We start from the raw sequence: 17,137 nt of genomic DNA on the forward strand, positions 1-17,137 counted from the left end.
GGGGCCAGCCCCCAAACTCCCCGGCATATTTGAAGAACAAAGATGGGGCGGGCGTCCGCGCGCGCGATTTCCGATGAAATTTCTCGATCTGGCGAAAGTCTATATCCGCTCGGGCAGCGGCGGCGGCGGAGCGGTTTCGTTCCGGCGTGAGAAATATATCGAATATGGCGGCCCCGATGGCGGCGATGGCGGGCGCGGTGGCGATGTCTGGATCGAAGTGGTTGAAGGGCTGAATACCCTCATCGATTTCCGTTACCAGCAGCACTTTTTTGCAAAGAACGGCCAGCCTGGTATGGGCAAGCAGCGCACCGGCAAGGATGGCGATGACATTCTGTTGCGTGTGCCTGCGGGCACCGAAGTTCTTGAAGAGGATCAGGAAACCCTGATCGCCGATCTCGATGTGGTCGGCCAGCGGCTTTGCGTGGCCAAGGGCGGCAATGGCGGTTTTGGCAACCTGCACTTCAAAAGCGCCACCAACCAGGCGCCGCGCCGGGCCAATCCGGGGCAAGAAGGCGTCGAGCGCACAATCTGGCTGCGTCTGAAGCTGATCGCGGATGTGGGCCTTTTGGGCCTGCCCAATGCCGGCAAATCCACCTTCCTGTCGGCCACATCGAACGCGCGGCCCAAGATCGCAGATTATCCCTTCACGACGCTGCACCCCAATCTGGGCGTTGTTGGCGTCGATGGCGCGGAATTTGTTGTGGCCGACATTCCTGGTCTGATCGAAGGGGCCAGCGAGGGCAGGGGGCTTGGCGATACGTTTCTTGGCCATGTGGAACGGTGTGCAGCTTTGTTGCATCTGATCGATGGCACGGCAGAGGATGTTGTGGCCGACTACAAGACTATCATTGGTGAGCTGGAGGCTTATGGCGGCGATCTGGCCGAGAAGCCGCGGATCACGGTGCTCAACAAAGTGGACGCGCTGTCGCCCGAAGAAGTGGCCGAGAAACGCGCGGCTCTTGAGGTCGAAGCAGGCCCGGTGATGGAGATGTCCGGCGTTGCACGGACCGGCCTGATCGAGGTGCTTCGCGTGCTGCGGGCCCGCGTTGATGCCGACCGCAAGGCCGAGCGGGAGGCCAAGGAGGACCCTTCGCCATGGCAACCCTGAGCGTTACAGGCGCCAAACGGGTCGTCATAAAGATTGGCTCAGCTCTATTGGTGGACCGCGAAACAGGTGCTTTGCGCGCCGATTGGTTGAAGGGTTTGGCCTGTGATGTCGCCGCACTGAAGGCTGACGGCACAGACGTCATCCTCGTCTCATCCGGTGCCATTGCGCTCGGGCGCGGCGTGCTTGCGCTGGGGTCTGGTGCGCTGTCGCTGGAAGAGGCACAGGCAGCCGCAGCCGTGGGCCAGATCCGGTTGGCCCGGGCCTATGAAGAAGCCCTTGCACCGCATGGCCTGACGTCAGCCCAGATCCTTCTGACCCTGGACGATAGCCTTGATCGTCGGCGCTATCTCAACACCCGCGCCACTTTTGCTGCCCTCCTTGCGCGGGGTGCGGTGCCCATCGTTAACGAGAATGACACCATCGCAACGGATGAAATCCGCTACGGCGACAATGATCGCCTGGCGGCCAATGTGGGCGTGATGGCGGGGGCCGATATCTGCGTGCTGCTGAGCGATATTGACGGCCTCTACACAGCTCCGCCTGGAACGGACGGCGCGACGCATCTGCCACTGGTGGAAGAAATCACAGCCGCGATCGAAGCGATGGCCGGTGATGCAGGCTCAGGCCTGTCGAAAGGTGGCATGAAGACCAAGATCATGGCCGCCCGCACGGCCACGGCGGCGGGCTGCGCGATGGTGATCACGCAAGGGGCGGTGGAGCGGCCCTTGCTAGCATTGCAAAACGGCTCAACTGCCACATGGTTCACCGCAAACCTGACCCCACAACAAGCGCGCAAAGCGTGGATCGGAGCCATGAAGCCGAAAGGATCCGTGCGGCTTGATGCCGGGGCCGTTGCGGCCATGGGCCGGGGCAAATCGCTGCTGCCTGCAGGTGTTGCCAGCGTCGAAGGCGCGTTCGAGCGCGGCGATCCCGTGCGCATGGAGGCCCCGGATGGCACGGCCCTGGGCATTGGCCTTAGCCGCTATACCAGCGTGGAGGCGCAATCGATTGCAGGCCACCATTCCTCTGAGATCGAGCCAATTCTGGGCTATCCGGGCCGGGCCGCCCTGATCCACCGCGATGACATGGCCCTCTAGCCCCTTCCGCTTCGCGCAAAACACCCTATTCTGCCAGCCGACCCTGGAGGCAATGCCATGAAAGACCTGATAGACAATATCCCCGCCCTGATGGCTGATATTGGGGCCCGCGCGAAAGCCGCTTCGGCCAAGCTTGCCTTTGCACCAGCCGAAGCGAAGGCCGCGGCCCTCAATGCCGCAGCGGATGCCGTGTGGGCGCGTCGCAGTGAGATCATCGCAGCCAATGCACAGGATATGGACTACGGGCGCGACAAGGGCCTTTCGGCGGCGATGCTCGACCGGCTGATGCTGGACGAGGCCCGAATTGAAGCGATTGTTGTGGGTCTGCGGGCCGTCGCCGGCCAGGATGATCCGGTTGGACGGGTCATGACCGAATGGGACCGTCCCACGGGGCTCCACATTCAAAGGGTGCGCACGCCCCTGGGCGTGATCGGGGTGATCTATGAAAGTCGTCCCAATGTGACGGCGGATGCCGGCGCGCTGTGTCTGAAATCCGGCAATGCCGTCATTCTGCGGGGCGGGTCGGAAAGCTTCCACTCCTCGGCCCTGCTGGTCGAATGCCTGAAAGACGGGCTGCGTGCAGCCTCGCTGCCCGAAGACGCCGTCCAACGTGTGCCGACACGCGATCGCACCGCCGTCAGTGAAATGCTGACGATGACCGACACCATCGACGTGATCGTTCCGCGCGGCGGCAAAGGTTTGGTGGGCCTCGTCCAGCGTGAAGCGCGGGTTCCCGTTTTTGCCCATTTGGAGGGGATCTGCCACATCTACCTTGACGCATCAGCCGACCCGGAAAAGGCGCTGAAGGTTGTGTTGAACGCGAAAACGCGCCGTACCGGGGTTTGTGGCTCAGCCGAATGCGTTCTGATCCACCGCGATATTGCAGACACGATTGGCCAGGGTGTTGTGCGCGCCCTGCTGGATGCCGGTGTGGATGTGCGTGGGGATGCCGAGGTTCAAAAGATCGGCGGGGTAAGTGCCGCCGCAGACGACGATTGGGGCCGTGAATTCCTGGATATGATTATCGCCGCGCGCGTCGTTGACGACGTGGACGGCGCAATTGCGCATATCCGCCAATATGGATCAAACCATACTGATTGCATCATCACTGAGGATGACGGGGTTGCCGATCGCTTCTTCCAACGGCTCGATAGTGCCATTTTGATGCGCAACGCCTCAACGCAATTTGCAGATGGGGGAGTTTGGGATGGGCGCCGAGATCGGGATTGCCACAGGCAAGATGCACGCGCGCGGGCCGGTTGGGGCTGAACAGCTGACCTCGTTCAAATATCTTGTGACCGGGGACGGCACCATTCGCAGTTAAGGCCATATGTGTGGGGCAGAGGTGCGAGGGGCCAGCCCCTCGCGCTCCCCGAGGTATTTTTGAAACAAGGAAGAAGGGCGGCGCAGAATGAGCGACGGGCGGAATGAAATACCTGCAACCTTGGTGCGACGCGCAGGGCTGCGGGAGGGCGTCAGCCGCCCCGTGGTGACACCGATCCAGCCGTCCGTTGTGTACGCCTCGCCGTCCATCCAAACGCTTCACGCGCAATACGAAGGCAGCGCCCACGGCTATACCTATGCGCGCGAACGGCATCCGAATGCAGAACTTCTGGCGCGCAAGATCGACATGTTGGAAGGCGCGGAGGGCGGGCTTGTCCTCGGGTCCGGGATGGCGGCGGTTTCGGCAACAATCCTGGGGCTATTGGGGCAGGGGGATCACATCCTGGGGGGCAATCAGCTTTATGGGCGGTCCCTGCGGTTGATGCATCAGGACTTGGCCCGTTTCGGGATTGAAACATCGGTCGCTGACCCCACGGATGTGGCGGCCATGCGGGCGGCGACTACCCCCAGACCAAGATGATTTTGGTTGAGGCGATATCGAACCCGACACTGCGTGTGGCAGATATGGAGGGGATCGTTGCGCTGGCAAAGGAAGCCGGTGTCATTCTGGCGGTCGACAACACCTTTACCACGCCCATGGCCTACAAACCGTTGGATGCTGGGGCGGACATCACCATCCACTCGGTCACGAAACTGCTTGCGGGTCATTCCGATGTGACGCTCGGCTACGTCGCTGCGCGTGCGCCTGATCAGATGCGCGCGATCTACGATTTTGCGGTGACCGTCGGGATGACCCCGCGCCGCAAGAATGTTGGTTGGCGGAACGCGGGCTTTACACATTCCCTTTGCGGTTCGAGAAGGCGCAATCTAATGCGGCAGCTTTGGCCGATTGGCTGGCCGAGCATCCAAAGGTTGCGCGCGTCCTTTACCCGGGGCGTGCTGACCATCCAGATCACGCACGCGCCCGCGCACTGACCGGCAGCGCATTCGGGAACATGGTCAGCTTTGAACTGGCTGATCCTACCGAAGCGGCTGCCGATCGCATGGTTCAGGCCGCGCCTGATTTGCCCTTTGCGCCAACGCTAGGGGATGTCGGCACGACGCTCAGCCATCCAGCCTCGTCCAGCCATCGCGGTCTAACGGCTGAGGGGCGTGCAGCTCTTGGGATTAGCGATGGGTTCTTCCGGGTTTCGGTTGGGATTGAGCCGATTGAGCTTCTGATTGCGGATTTTGAGGCGGGTCTGGGCGCTGTCTAGAGCACTTTGCGTTTCATATGACGCAGTCCTGTCGCGTTCCACGTTCGTGCCATCGGCGCGAGGCAGCGGGTTGCGATTCAAATCAAACGCAAAGTGCTCTAAACCTCGTGCAATGTGCTGGATGCGCCAAGGGAAATGACATCGAGATCAACGCCGCCTGCCTGCGCCAACATCTCGGCCCGGATCAGGGGGATGTCCGGCACGGCCGGGGCCAGCATCAGGAAGCGTCCTGCAGATCTTCGGTCCTTGAGAGCGGCCAAAAGATCCAAGGCATCGGATCCCGGCGAGATGAGTGGCGACAGTACCAAATCCGGCGCCAAAGAGCCTGCAAATTTATGAAATTTGACCTCGGACAGATTGATATGTTTGACCGATGCCAAGGGGAAAGGACATGCGGTGGAAGCCGTTTGCGAACGTATTCCGGTAGGGAAATTGTCATCGCAGCCAAGGGCTTAGCCATTCCATGAGGCTCACCGTCTACCGGCATCCATTGGCGTGTGGATTGGTCGTGTGGCATGGTGGTCCACCCCAAAGGCGCCGGGTACCCCAAGGATGGGGACTCAATGAGCGGCACCGTCATACACAAGTTATGCTCATCGGGGATTGTTTGCTAGTGCAAGTAATAAAGCCACCTGTCTCGGCACCATTGCGCCCTCTTGAAGAATCGGCCCAATGCATGTGGCAACGCTTGATAAGCTGCGGATTTGGGACATGGCGGCCACAGACCCGATGATTGATGCAATCCTAAACGCGGTTCCTGACCCGCTTCTGCACATCGATGCGGAAGGGACAATCGCCAGTGCGAACGGGCCTGCATTGCTGATGCTTGGCGATTGGATCCTTGACCGCAATCATGGAACGGTTTTGCGCCAGCCCGCCCTGCAATCCCGCATAGAGGAGGTGCAAAACGGGGCGCCAACCGCCGAGGCGCGATTTGAACGGTCCGAGCAATCCGGGGTGACCGAATACAAGGTTCGCATCACGGCCCTGCCAACGGGCAATGCGCGCGCGCTGCTGCTGCATTTTTCTGACATAACCCATCTGCGCGAGGCGGAGGAAATCCGCCGCGATTTTGTGGCCAATGTCAGTCACGAATTGCGCACACCGTTAACGGCCTTGCTTGGCTTCATTGAAACCTTGCGCGGCCCGGCCCGGAATGATCCTGCAGCCCATGATCGGTTCCTTTCGATCATGGAAGATGAAGCCAGCCGAATGAACCGACTTGTTTCGGACCTGCTTTCCCTCAGCCGGGTGGAGGCCGCCGAACGGATGCGCCCTAGCGATGTGTTGGACGTTGAAAGTCTTTTGCAGTCCAGCATCGCCGCCTTGCGCCCTCGCGCGGAGGAAACGGGTAACGACCTCAGGCTGGAAGTCGACACGTCTGCCTCGGGGGCGGCAGAGGTGATCGGAGAGCGTGATCAACTGATGCAGGTATTCCTGAACCTCACCGAAAACGCGATCAAATATGGCGGGCCAGCCAAACCCGTCACCCTCCGGATCAGCCGGGGTGAGGGGAGGGGCCTTTTGCGCGGCCCCTTTGTTCAGGTTGATGTGACAGACCAAGGCGACGGGATCGACGGGCTACACCTGCCACGGTTGACCGAACGCTTTTACCGCGTCGACACGCACCGGTCGCGTGAGATGGGAGGAACGGGCCTTGGTTTGGCAATCGTCAAACACATCGTCAATCGCCATAGGGGTCGGCTGAAAATCACCTCGGAGAAGGGCAAGGGCAGCACGTTCTCTGTCATCCTTCCGGCCACCTGACGCAACGACATTTGTGGGTGTCATAAAACTGTTACGCAACCGTCACAAAAGCATTGCGAGCCGTCCTTAGGCGGGGCGCCAACGGAGGCCTACACGTGCCTTCGGGATGTCTGACAAACCAAGTGGAGAGAGTTCCAACATGTCTTTCGCAAAGCTCAGCGTATCGGTTCTGGCCATTGCTGCCGTTTCCGCAACCACAGCCGCTGCTCAAAGCCGTGACAACGTGCAGATCGCCGGGTCCTCGACCGTTCTGCCCTACGCCACGATCGTCGCCGAAGCCTTCGGTGAGAACTTCGAATTCCCGACCCCCGTGGTCGAATCGGGTGGCTCCTCCACCGGTCTGCGCCGCTTCTGCGAAGGCGTGGGCGAGAACACCATCGACATCGCCAACTCCTCCCGCTCGATCCGCGAGAGCGAAGTGGCCACCTGTGCCGAGAACGGCGTGACCGACATCATCGAAGTGCGCTTCGGATATGACGGCATCGTTTTCGCCTCTGACATCAACGGCAATTCCTTCGAATTCACGCCATCCGATTGGTACCTGGCACTGGCCGCTGAGCTTCCGGTCGATGGTGCGATGGTCGCCAACCCCAACACCTCGTGGGCCGAAGTGAACGCAGACCTGCCTGATCAGGAAATCGCCGCGTTCATCCCCGGCACCCGCCACGGCACCCGCGAGGTCTTTGATGAGCGTGTGATCCTTCAGGGTTGTGAAGACACGGGCTCCATGGCTGCCATGATGGAAATGGGCATGGATGAAGACGCCGCCGAAGAGGCCTGCATGGAAATCCGCGCCGATGGCGTGTCCGTCGACATCGACGGCGACTACACCGAAACGCTGGCCCGCATCGACGCGGATGCCAACGGCATCGGCGTCTTCGGCCTCGCGTTCTACGAAAACAACACCGATCGCCTGCAAGTCGCCACCATGAACGGCATCGTCCCCACCGTGGATGCGATTGCGACCGGCGAATACCCCGTCTCGCGCCCGCTGTTCTTCTACATCAAGGCCGCACATCTCGACGTGATCCCCGGCCTTCAGGAATACGCGTCGTTCTTCGTCAGCGATGACATCGCCGGCGATTGGGGCCCGCTGGCCGCCTATGGCCTGGTTTCGGATCCTCAGTTGGCCGAGACACAGTCGGTGGTCGCTGACCGCGTGCTGATGGGGCAGTAACCCCATCTGCTTGAACCAACAGGGCAGGGCCGCTAGACGGCCCCGTCCGCACCTCGAACGCACCGGAACACTGCCATGCTCTGGATTCTTATCGCCCTGATCTTCCTCGGATCGCTCGGCTATGTGCTGGGGCGCCAAAGGGCCATGGCCAGCGCTGGGGGCGATCGCCGCGAGCTCCATTCCCTTCCCAACTACTACGGCCTCAATGTCACTCTTTTGACGTTGGTGCCGGCGCTTTTGGTTCTGGGCCTGTGGTTGATCATTCAGCCCATCGCGGTCGAACGCATGGTCGAGCGTCAGATTCCAAACCCGTATATGGAGCAGGTCGAAAACCCGACCCTCCTAATGACCGAAATTCGCCGGTTGGCCCTGGGCATCGATACAGCTATCGAGCGTGGGTTCTTGGATGCAGAAGACGCCTCAAATCTCGCCTCGGACAGTGATATTCGTGCGCAATTGGCCGAGGCTGGCGTGGCTCTTGGCGCACATGTCAGTGAAACCGTCCTGCTGGCGGCCCAAAGCTTCCGCGCGCTGAACGCGACCGGCAGCACGTGGATGCTGATCACTGTCTTTGCATTGGCCTTCGCGGGCCTCGCCTATGCCTACGCGCGCACCCACAAGGACCTGCGCGCACGCAACCGGGTGGAATACGCCATTCTGTCGATCCTTGTGGTCGCCTCGAGCCTCGCAATCCTGACGACGGTTGGCATCGTCCTGTCGATGCTCTGGGACACGCGGAACTTCTTCCAGCTCTACCCATGGCAGGACTTCTTCTTTGGCCTTGAATGGCGTCCCTCCTTCGAAGGCGGGTCCGAGCTTGGCCTGATCCCGCTCCTCTGGGGCACGCTCTACATCTCGCTCATCGCGCTCCTCGTGGCTGTGCCCATCGGCCTCTTCGCCGCGATCTACATGGCCGAATACGCCACCAAACGCGTGCGCTCAGTCGCAAAGCCACTGATCGAGGTTCTCGCGGGCATCCCCACCATCGTCTACGGCCTTTTCGCCCTGATCACCGTGGGCCCCATGCTGCGCGACTACTTCGCGCAACCGCTTGGGCTCGGCGATAGCTCGTCCTCAGTGATGACCGCAGGCATCGTCATGGGCATTATGCTGATCCCCTTCGTCTCCTCGCTGTAGCGACGACATTATCAACTCTGTCCCGCAATCCCTTCGCGATGGCTCCTATGGCCTTGGCGCCACGCAATCGGAAACCGTGAAGCAGGTGATCCTGCCCGCTGCACTCCCTGGCATCGTCGGCGCCGTGCTTTTGGCCGCCTCGCGCGCGATTGGCGAGACGATGATCGTGGTGCTTGGGGCAGGGGCCGCAGCCCGGCTTGACCTCAACCCGTTTGAGGCGATGACAACCGTGACCGTGAAGATCGTGGGCCAGTTGACCGGCGACACGGACTTTTCCAGCCCGGAGGCGCTGGTGGCCTTCGCCCTTGGCCTGACGCTTTTCGTCATCACCCTCGCGCTCAATATCTTCGCGCTCTACATCGTGCGCAAATATCGGGAGCAGTACGACTAATGACCGATATGCCGATCTCTACTGCGCCCAAGCGGTCGCTTTATGCGCAGGATGCCCGCACCAAGAAGCGTAACCGTGCTGAGACGCGCTTCCGTGTCTACGGCATGGCCGCCGTTATCACCGGGATCATTGCGCTGATCGTCTTGCTGACCTCGATTCTCGGCAACGGCCTCAGCGCGTTCCAGCAGACGTATATCTCATACCCGATCACATTGTCCGAAGACCGGCTCGATCCGGAAGGCAACCGCGACCCGGCGGAGATGGCCGCCGTCACCACCTTCGGCTACCTGCCTGTCATCGCCATGTCCCTCCAACAGCACCTTGAGGCGGAGGGGATCGATCCCGGCATGGGCGGGCGTGAGCTGGCCGCAATGCTTTCCGAGGAAGCGCCTGCGCAGATCCGCGCCATGGTCCTTGCCAATCGGGAGCTTGTCGGCACCACCATCGACGCCGAGATCCTCGTCGGCGGCCGTATCGACGGTTTCTTCAAGGGCCGCGTGACCATGGAAAGTGCCGAGCGGGACCGCAATGTCAGCCCCGCGCAGCTTGTGCTGGCGCAGCAACTGGCCGATCTCGGCATGATGGAAACTCGCTTCAACTGGGATTTCATCACTTGGCCCGATGCCTCCGGCTCCCGCCCCGAAGCGGCAGGCCTGGGCGTGGCGATCATCGGCTCGTTCTACATGATGCTTGTTGTTCTGGCCCTCGCGCTTCCCATCGGCGTCGCCGCCTCCATCTACCTTGAGGAATTCGCACCAAAGAACCGCCTGACCGACCTGATCGAGGTCAACATCTCGAACCTCGCAGCCGTGCCCTCCATCGTCTTCGGCATCCTTGGCTTGGCCGTCTTCATCAACTTCATGAACTTCAACCAATCCTCGCCCCTTGTCGGCGGCCTGGTCCTGACGCTCATGACGCTGCCCACGATCATCATCGCCACCCGCGCGAGCCTGCGCGCCGTGCCGCCCTCGATCCGGCAGGCAGCCCTCGGCCTCGGCGCCTCGAAAATGCAGTCGATCTTCCACCACGTCCTGCCTCTCGCCATGCCCGGCATCCTCACCGGTACGATCATCGGCCTGGCCCAGGCGCTTGGCGAAACGGCGCCGCTTCTGCTGATCGGCATGGTCGCCTTCGTGCGCGAATACCCCGACTTCCTGTCGACCCATTCCAATACATTCCCCCTGATGGGCGACGGCGCGACCGCGCTGCCCGTTCAGGTCTACAGCTGGACACAACGCTCCGACCCTGCCTTTGTGGAGAGAGCTTCGGGCGCGATCATCGTGCTGCTTGTGTTCCTTTTGATGATGAACCTGATCGCCATCCTGTTGCGGCGTCGGTTCGAAAGACGGTGGTGAGAGACAGTTCCATGGAAGGCTCAAACATGAACGATATGTCCCAGATCGACCAAGGCGTCGCCGTCGACACGCTGAAAATGCGGGCGAGGGGGTCGACGTCTACTACGGCGACAACCACGCGATCAAAGAAGTCGATGTCGACATCGCCGACAAGACGGTCACCGCCTTCATCGGCCCCTCAGGCTGCGGAAAATCCACCTTCCTGCGGGTATTGAACCGCATGAACGACACGATCGATATCTGCCGCGTCGAAGGCGATGTAACGCTGGAGGGCGAAGACATCTACGACCCCAAGGTCGACCCGGTGCAACTGCGCGCCAAGGTAGGCATGGTGTTCCAGAAGCCCAACCCGTTCCCCAAATCGATCTTCGACAACGTCGCTTACGGCCCCCGCATCCACGGGCTGGCCCAGAACAAGGCCGATCTTGAGAACATCGTCGAAAAGTCCCTCCGCCGCGCCGCGCTGTGGGACGAGGTGAAAGACCGCCTGACCGCCCCCGGTACAGGCCTGTCGGGCGGTCAGCAGCAACGCCTGTGCATCGCGCGCGCCGTTGCGACCTCACCCGAGGTCCTGCTGATGGATGAGCCGTGCTCAGCCCTCGACCCCATCGCCACCGCGCAAGTCGAAGAGCTTATCGACGAGCTGCGCAGCCGCTTCTCCGTTGTGATTGTCACACACTCCATGCAGCAGGCCGCGCGCGTCAGCCAGAAGACGGCGTTCTTCCACCTCGGCAACCTCGTGGAATTCGACGACACCGATACCATTTTCACCAACCCCAGCGATCCGCGCACGGAAAGCTACATCACTGGCCGCATCGGCTGATCATAGGGTAGGGGCCATGCCTAATTCAGAACATATCGTCAGCAGTTTCGACCGCGACCTCGAAGGCATTCAAGCCAAGATCATGCGCATGGGCGGCATGGTGGAAGAGGCGATCAGCAAATCCGTCGACGCGTTGGAAGCGCGCGATGTTGAGCTCGCCAAAACCGTGCGCAAGGCCGACAAGGCCATCGACGCGCTAGAAGAGCAAGTGAATGAAGATGCCGCGCGTATCATCGCGCTGCGCCAACCCATCGCCTCCGACTTGCGTACCGTGCTGACCGTTTTCCGCGTTTCCGCAAATCTTGAGCGCATCGGCGATTACGCCAAAAACATCGCCAAACGTAGCCAATCGGTGATCGAGTTGGAACATGTGCCCGGCACCGCAAAGGCGCTCAAGCGCATGGCGCGGCAAGTCGAATTGATGCTGAAGGACGTGCTTGATGCTTATATCCAGCAGGATGCCGACCTGGCCGAAGATGTCCGTCAGCGCGATCTGGAAGTGGATCAGATGTATTCCGCGCTTTTCCGCGAATACCTCACCCACATGATGGAAGATCCGCGCAACATCACTACCTGCATGCACCTGCATTTCATGGCCAAAAACATCGAACGGATGGGGGATCACGTGACATCCGTGGCCGAGCAGGTGATCTACCTTGTGACCGGTGAGATGCCCGATGATGACCGTCCGAAAGAGGACAAGACACCTTACGTTCAAGGGGCCTGAGCCATGGCTGGTGAGCCGCTTGTTCTGGTGGTCGAGGATGAACCCGCTCAACGCGAGGTTCTGGCTTACAATATCCGTGCTGAGGGCTATGACGTGCATACCGTCGCCTCTGGCGACGAGGCATTGGTGGCCGTCCAGGAAACACCACCCGATGTGATCGTGTTGGATTGGATGTTGCCCGCCGTATCGGGCATCGAGGTCTGCCGTCAGCTCAAGATGGGCACGGACACCGCAAAGATCCCGATCATCATGCTTTCTGCTCGTTCCGAAGAAATCGACAAGGTCCGCGGGTTGGAAACAGGCGCAGATGACTATGTCACCAAGCCCTATTCGGTAGCGGAACTCCTGGCGCGCGTCCGCACTCAGCTTCGCCGTGTACGACCCGCCACTGTGGGGGAGCGTTTGGAGTACGAGGATATTGCGATCGATCTGGCCGAGCATCGCACGTATCGCGGCGGCGACGAACTCCATCTCGGGCCGACAGAATACCGGCTTCTGACCGCCTTCATGGAACGCCCGGGCAGGGTCTGGAGCCGAGAGCAGCTATTGGATCGTGTCTGGGGCAGGGACATCTATGTCGATAGCAGAACCGTCGACGTCCATGTCGGCCGTTTGCGTAAAGCCCTGAAGGTTGGTGAGGCCGGAGATCCGATCCGCACCGTGCGTGGTGCGGGCTACGCGTTAGGTTAACGTCAGCCCGTAAGCCATTGCTGCGGAATGCAAAAAAACAGGTTTTCGTTGCTCCGGCGGAATCGCATCTGCAATCGCTTCGACGCATTCCTGATACGGTTTCGCGAGCTTCTCGACCGGGTAATTGCTGCCCCACATCACACGATCCGCTCCAAACGCCAGCATGATGTCATCGACGTAAGGTTGAATTGCCTCGGCCCCGAGCTGGTCCCAACCGTTGTCGTACATGCCAAAGCCGCTCAGCTTGATAAACGTGTTGGGTCGTGTCGCCATCAGGCCCACAGCTTCATTCCAAAGCTCGTAGCCTTCGGCGCGTTGATCATACGGGCACAGCGCATGGTCGATAATGACGCGCAGGGCAGGGGTTGCAGATAGGGCGTCCAGGGCCTGATGCGCCTGCTCGGGATACATCTGAAGGTCAAATGTAAGTCCGTCGCCTTCGAGCCGCTTCAAGCCCTCACGCCATTGTTTTTCCATCATGAAATCGCGTGGCGCAAAGGATAAATCAGGTCGGTGTGCCAACCGTCCGACGATTTGGCGCACACCACAAAAGCCAGTGAACGCGGCATGGCGCGCAAGCGTTTCAGGCAAATCGGACGAACTCAAATCCGCAAGGCCAACGATTTTCACCATATGACCGCAGCGATCCGCCTCGGCCTGAACAAACGCCGTCTCAGCCACCGGATCAGGCAAGGCACCATCGGTCTGCACATGGATCGAGGCGCGCGGCGCAACCGAAGCCTCCGCCAGAAACTCCTCCATCAGGTAGTCGCGCTGGATCGGTGTCGGGTCACCGAACGGTTTCGGCGCGCCAATGTCGCGGAGCCATGCATAGCCGATCTCATCGCCACGGCTTTCAGGTGCCCAAACGTGATGATGCGCATCAATATAGCCGTGGGGGAGGAGTTCACTCAACGCCATGTCTCGGTATCCATTTGGCCAGTAATCATGATTATGTTAAATTAACGGATGCTTGAAACTATCCATACAAGGCAATGGCTTAACCCGTTGTGTACGCGTGCACGCCTACGCCACCGCAGCTGTGACGATCATCTCCACCTTCAACACGTCCCGCGCCAGCTTTGCCTCGCCACAGGCGCGCGCCGGCGCATGGCCTTGGGGCACCCAAGCGTTCCAGACTTCATTCATCGCCGCGAAATCCGCCATATCCGCGAGCCAGATCGTGACCTGCAACAAATGCTCGCGCGACGATCCAGCTTGCTCCAGCAACGCATCCACACGCCGCAGACACTCAACTGTCTGCTCGGTAATGTCCGCACCCTCGCCCACCTGACCCGTCAGATATACGACGCCATTGTGCTTCACGATCTTTGACGACCGCACGCCAGGTTCAATCCGTTCGATCATCCGACCAATCCCTTCGTCTTCAGCACATCCGTGATCTCATCCAGGATCGCCGGGTCATCAATTGCCGCCGGCATCTTGTAGCTCTCCGCATCCGCAATCTTCTGCATCGTGCCACGCAGCACCTTGCCAGAGCGTGTCTTGGGCAGACGTTTCACACCCACAGCGGTCTTGAACGCCGCCACAGCGCCAATCTCGGCCCGGACCATCTTGACCAGCTCCGCGCAAATCTCGTCTTCCGGCCGGTTCACACCCGCCTTGGTCACGAAGAACCCCAAGGGCATCTGACCTTTCAGATCGTCCGCCTTACCAACCACCGCGCATTCTGCAACGTCCTTGTGGTGCGCCAGAACCTCTTCCATCGCACCTGTGCTCAGCCTGTGACCCGCCACGTTGATGATGTCGTCCGTGCGCGCCATGATGTGAAGGTAGCCGTCTTCATCGAGGATCCCAGCATCCGAGGTCGCGTAAAATCCGGGAAAATCGTTGAGATAGCTGGACCGAAAGCGATCTTCCGCATTCCACAGCGTCGGCAAGCAGCTTGGCGGCAATGGCAGTTTGACCACGATATTTCCAAGCGTTCCGTTCGGCACCGGCGCGCCGGAATCGTCCAGCACCTGAACGTCGTATCCGGGCATCGGGACGCCCGGTGAGCCATACTTCACCGGCAATGCCTCAATCCCCATCGGCACAGCTGAAATCGCCCAACCAGTCTCCGTCTGCCACCAATGATCGATGACGGGCACACCCAGATGTTCTTCCGCCCATTGTAGCGTCGCGGGGTCCGAACGTTCGCCTGCAAGGAACAGCGATTGCAGCCCACTCAGGTCATAGTCCGCCATCAATGCGGCCTCTGGGTCCTGTCCGCGGATCGCACGGAACGCCGTGGGTGCGGTGAACAAAACTTTCACGTTGTGCTCGGCAATCACCCGCCAGAACGCGCCCGCATTGGGGGTGCCAATCGGCTTACCCTCGTACACAAGCGTGGTGCATCCCGCCAAGAGTGGCGCGTAACAAATGTAGGAATGCCCAACGACCCAACCCACATCCGAGGCCGCCCAGAACACGTCGCCCGGATTGACGTCGTAGATATTCTTCATGGTCCAGTTCAGCGCCACCATATGGCCGCCCGTATCCCGCACCACCCCCTTGGGCTGACCCGTCGTGCCCGAGGTGTAGAGAATATACGCCGGATCGGTCGCTTTGACCTCAGCGCACTCCGATTTCTGGCCTGCAGCACGAGCGGCGGCCATCGCCTCGGCCCAATCCACATCGCGGCCTTCCGTCAAGGTACACGGCTGAACCTCCCGCTGAAGGATCAAGCACGCATCAGGCTTTATAGATGCAATTTCAATGGCTTCATCGAGTAACTTCATGTAGTCAATCACGCGCCCCGGCTCGATCCCGCAAGAGGCCGAGATCACGGCTTTGGCCCCCGCATCATCGATGCGGGTCGCCAGTTCCGGCGCGGCGAACCCACCGAATACAACCGAATGCACCGCCCCGATCCGCGCACAGGCGAGCATCGCCATCACCGCTTCCGCGACCATGGGCATGTAGATGATGACGCGATCCCCCTGCCCCACGCCCATGTCTTGCAGCACGGCCCCGAGGGTTGCGACTTCATCCTGCAGCTCGGCATAGGTGATCTTGCGCTTGGTCTCCGTCACGGGGCTGTCGTAGATCAGCGCAAGCCGGTCGCCGTGTCCGGCCTCCACATGTCGGTCTACCGCGTTCCAGCAGGTATTGCAGCTCGCATCGGGGAACCAGCGCCCGTAGACGTCAGCGTCGCCATCAAAGATCACCTCAGGCGCCTTGATCCAGTCGACCCATTTGGCGGCCTCCGCCCAGAAATCCTCCGGCGCAGCCGCCCAGGCCGCGTAGGTATCCTTGTAGCTCATCTCGGTGTCCCTCCCGCTGCGCCGTTGCGCGTGTTCGTCAGGCATGTTGCAACCGAGGCGCGAGGGGGTCAATCTGCGTTACCGCCAACTGTGACGAAAGGGACAGGCATGACGCTTACGATGACTGCCGCAGAGATGGTCGCCGCCGCCCGCGCCCGCATTGACGAGATCGAAACGAAGGACCTGATCGCACAGTTGGATGATCCCGATCTGGTGGTGGTCGACATCCGCGACATCCGCGAACGTCAGCGCAGCGGGTTCATCCCGGGCGCAGTCCATGCGCCGCGTGGTATGATCGAATTCTGGGTGGACCCGGAAAGTCCCTACCACAAGCCCGTCTTTGCGCAGGACGGCAAACGCTATGTCTTCCATTGCGCGTCCGGATGGCGCTCTGCCCTCACCGTGGCGACCTTGCAAGACATGGGCTTTGCCGCCGCACATCTGCGCGAGGGCTTTTCCACCTGGGCCGATCACGGCGGGCCGATTGAACAGTCGGACAAGGGTTAACGACGCTTTGACGTGGCCCGGCACTTGATTATAGAGTGCGGCCAAAGGGATAGGACGAAAATGAAGTTTCTGGTGCTCAATGGCCCAAACCTCAACCTTCTGGGAGAGGGAGCCTGAAATTTACGGCGCCAAGACGCTTGCCGATATCGAGGCCGAGTGCGCTGCGCTCGGACGCGATTTGGGCTTTGAGATCGAGTTTCGCCAATCCAACCACGAGGGCGGCCTTGTCGACGCCCTCCACGACATTCGCCATACCCATCAGGGCGTGGTGATCAATGCGGGTGCTTACACCCATACATCGATCGCGTTGCGGGACGCGATCAGTGGGATCGCTCTTCCCACGATCGAGCTTCATATTTCCAATACACATGCCCGCGAAGACTTCCGCCATGCCTCAATGCTCGGCGGGGTTTGCCTTGGCATTATCCAAGGTTTTGGAACCGCGGGTTACGGCCTCGCGCTTCGCGCCCTTCACACTCACCTTTCATAAGC

Annotated in this window: 13 protein-coding genes and 3 pseudogenes; 13 read left to right on the forward strand and 3 right to left on the reverse strand. The window is 60.6% G+C overall.

Going from position 1 to position 17,137, the window contains the following annotated elements:
* Window positions 1-73 precede the first annotated feature (73 nt).
* From obgE to phoB, 11 genes and pseudogenes are all read left to right on the forward strand, one after another.
* Window positions 74-1,108, forward strand: coding sequence for a GTPase ObgE (obgE, locus tag ACZ1HK_RS01340; protein ID WP_472627146.1), 1,035 nt, complete (start codon window positions 74-76; stop codon window positions 1,106-1,108).
* Window positions 1,096-2,205 carry a glutamate 5-kinase gene (proB, locus tag ACZ1HK_RS01345; protein WP_472627147.1) on the forward strand — a complete coding sequence of 370 codons (1,110 nt, stop codon included), beginning with the start codon at window positions 1,096-1,098 and terminating at the stop codon, window positions 2,203-2,205. Before obgE ends, proB begins: the two co-directional genes overlap by 13 nt.
* Window positions 2,206-2,262: 57 nt before the next feature.
* Window positions 2,263-3,529 (forward strand): annotated as a pseudogene (locus ACZ1HK_RS01350) (glutamate-5-semialdehyde dehydrogenase).
* An 87-nt stretch (window positions 3,530-3,616) separates the two neighbouring features.
* A pseudogene (locus ACZ1HK_RS01355) lies at window positions 3,617-4,805 on the forward strand (trans-sulfuration enzyme family protein).
* Window positions 4,806-5,477: 672 nt separating this feature from the next.
* Complete coding sequence (locus ACZ1HK_RS01360) at window positions 5,478-6,572, forward strand: ATP-binding protein (protein WP_472627148.1); 1,095 nt, start codon at window positions 5,478-5,480, stop codon at window positions 6,570-6,572.
* A gap of 139 nt (window positions 6,573-6,711) precedes the next feature.
* Window positions 6,712-7,749, forward strand: coding sequence for a substrate-binding domain-containing protein (locus ACZ1HK_RS01365; protein ID WP_472627149.1), 1,038 nt, complete (start codon window positions 6,712-6,714; stop codon window positions 7,747-7,749).
* 75 nt (window positions 7,750-7,824) lie between these two features.
* A pseudogene (gene pstC, locus ACZ1HK_RS01370) lies at window positions 7,825-9,277 on the forward strand (phosphate ABC transporter permease subunit PstC).
* Window positions 9,277-10,632, forward strand: coding sequence for a phosphate ABC transporter permease PstA (gene pstA / locus ACZ1HK_RS01375; RefSeq protein WP_472627150.1), 1,356 nt, complete (start codon window positions 9,277-9,279; stop codon window positions 10,630-10,632). The pseudogene pstC and the gene pstA overlap by 1 nt, the downstream one beginning before the upstream one ends.
* A 121-nt stretch (window positions 10,633-10,753) precedes the next feature.
* A complete protein-coding gene (pstB, locus tag ACZ1HK_RS01380; RefSeq protein ID WP_472627863.1) occupies window positions 10,754-11,455 on the forward strand; it encodes a phosphate ABC transporter ATP-binding protein PstB in 702 nt (233 codons plus the stop codon).
* Between the two features lie 16 nt (window positions 11,456-11,471).
* On the forward strand, window positions 11,472-12,182 hold the full coding sequence (gene phoU, locus ACZ1HK_RS01385; RefSeq protein WP_472627151.1) for a phosphate signaling complex protein PhoU: 711 nt from the start codon (window positions 11,472-11,474) through the stop codon (window positions 12,180-12,182).
* A 3-nt stretch (window positions 12,183-12,185) separates the two neighbouring features.
* Window positions 12,186-12,872 (forward strand): phosphate regulon transcriptional regulator PhoB, encoded by a 687-nt coding sequence (gene phoB, locus ACZ1HK_RS01390; RefSeq protein ID WP_472627152.1) that lies wholly within the window; start codon window positions 12,186-12,188, stop codon window positions 12,870-12,872.
* On the opposite strand, the gene ACZ1HK_RS01395 is transcribed toward phoB, so the two are convergent.
* The 3 genes from ACZ1HK_RS01395 to ACZ1HK_RS01405 form a co-directional block, all read right to left on the reverse strand.
* Complete coding sequence (locus ACZ1HK_RS01395) at window positions 12,864-13,793, reverse strand: amidohydrolase family protein (protein WP_472627153.1); 930 nt, start codon at window positions 13,791-13,793, stop codon at window positions 12,864-12,866. The two genes, phoB and ACZ1HK_RS01395, sit on opposite strands and share 9 nt — an antisense overlap.
* Before the next feature lie 105 nt (window positions 13,794-13,898).
* Window positions 13,899-14,240: a RidA family protein gene (locus ACZ1HK_RS01400; RefSeq protein WP_472627154.1), complete on the reverse strand. Its 342-nt coding sequence runs from the start codon at window positions 14,238-14,240 to the stop codon at window positions 13,899-13,901.
* Window positions 14,237-16,138 carry a propionyl-CoA synthetase gene (locus ACZ1HK_RS01405; protein ID WP_472627155.1) on the reverse strand — a complete coding sequence of 634 codons (1,902 nt, stop codon included), beginning with the start codon at window positions 16,136-16,138 and terminating at the stop codon, window positions 14,237-14,239. Before ACZ1HK_RS01405 ends, ACZ1HK_RS01400 begins: the two co-directional genes overlap by 4 nt.
* A 108-nt stretch (window positions 16,139-16,246) precedes the next feature.
* Between ACZ1HK_RS01405 and ACZ1HK_RS01410 the strand changes: the two genes are divergently transcribed.
* Both ACZ1HK_RS01410 and ACZ1HK_RS01415 read left to right on the forward strand, forming a co-directional pair.
* A complete protein-coding gene (locus ACZ1HK_RS01410) occupies window positions 16,247-16,645 on the forward strand; it encodes a rhodanese-like domain-containing protein (RefSeq protein WP_472627156.1) in 399 nt (132 codons plus the stop codon).
* Between the two features lie 79 nt (window positions 16,646-16,724).
* Window positions 16,725-17,135 (forward strand): type II 3-dehydroquinate dehydratase, encoded by a 411-nt coding sequence (locus ACZ1HK_RS01415; RefSeq protein WP_472627157.1) that lies wholly within the window; start codon window positions 16,725-16,727, stop codon window positions 17,133-17,135.
* Window positions 17,136-17,137 lie beyond the last annotated feature (2 nt).

The sequence above is a fragment of the Gymnodinialimonas sp. JB5-7 genome, from assembly GCF_055693405.1.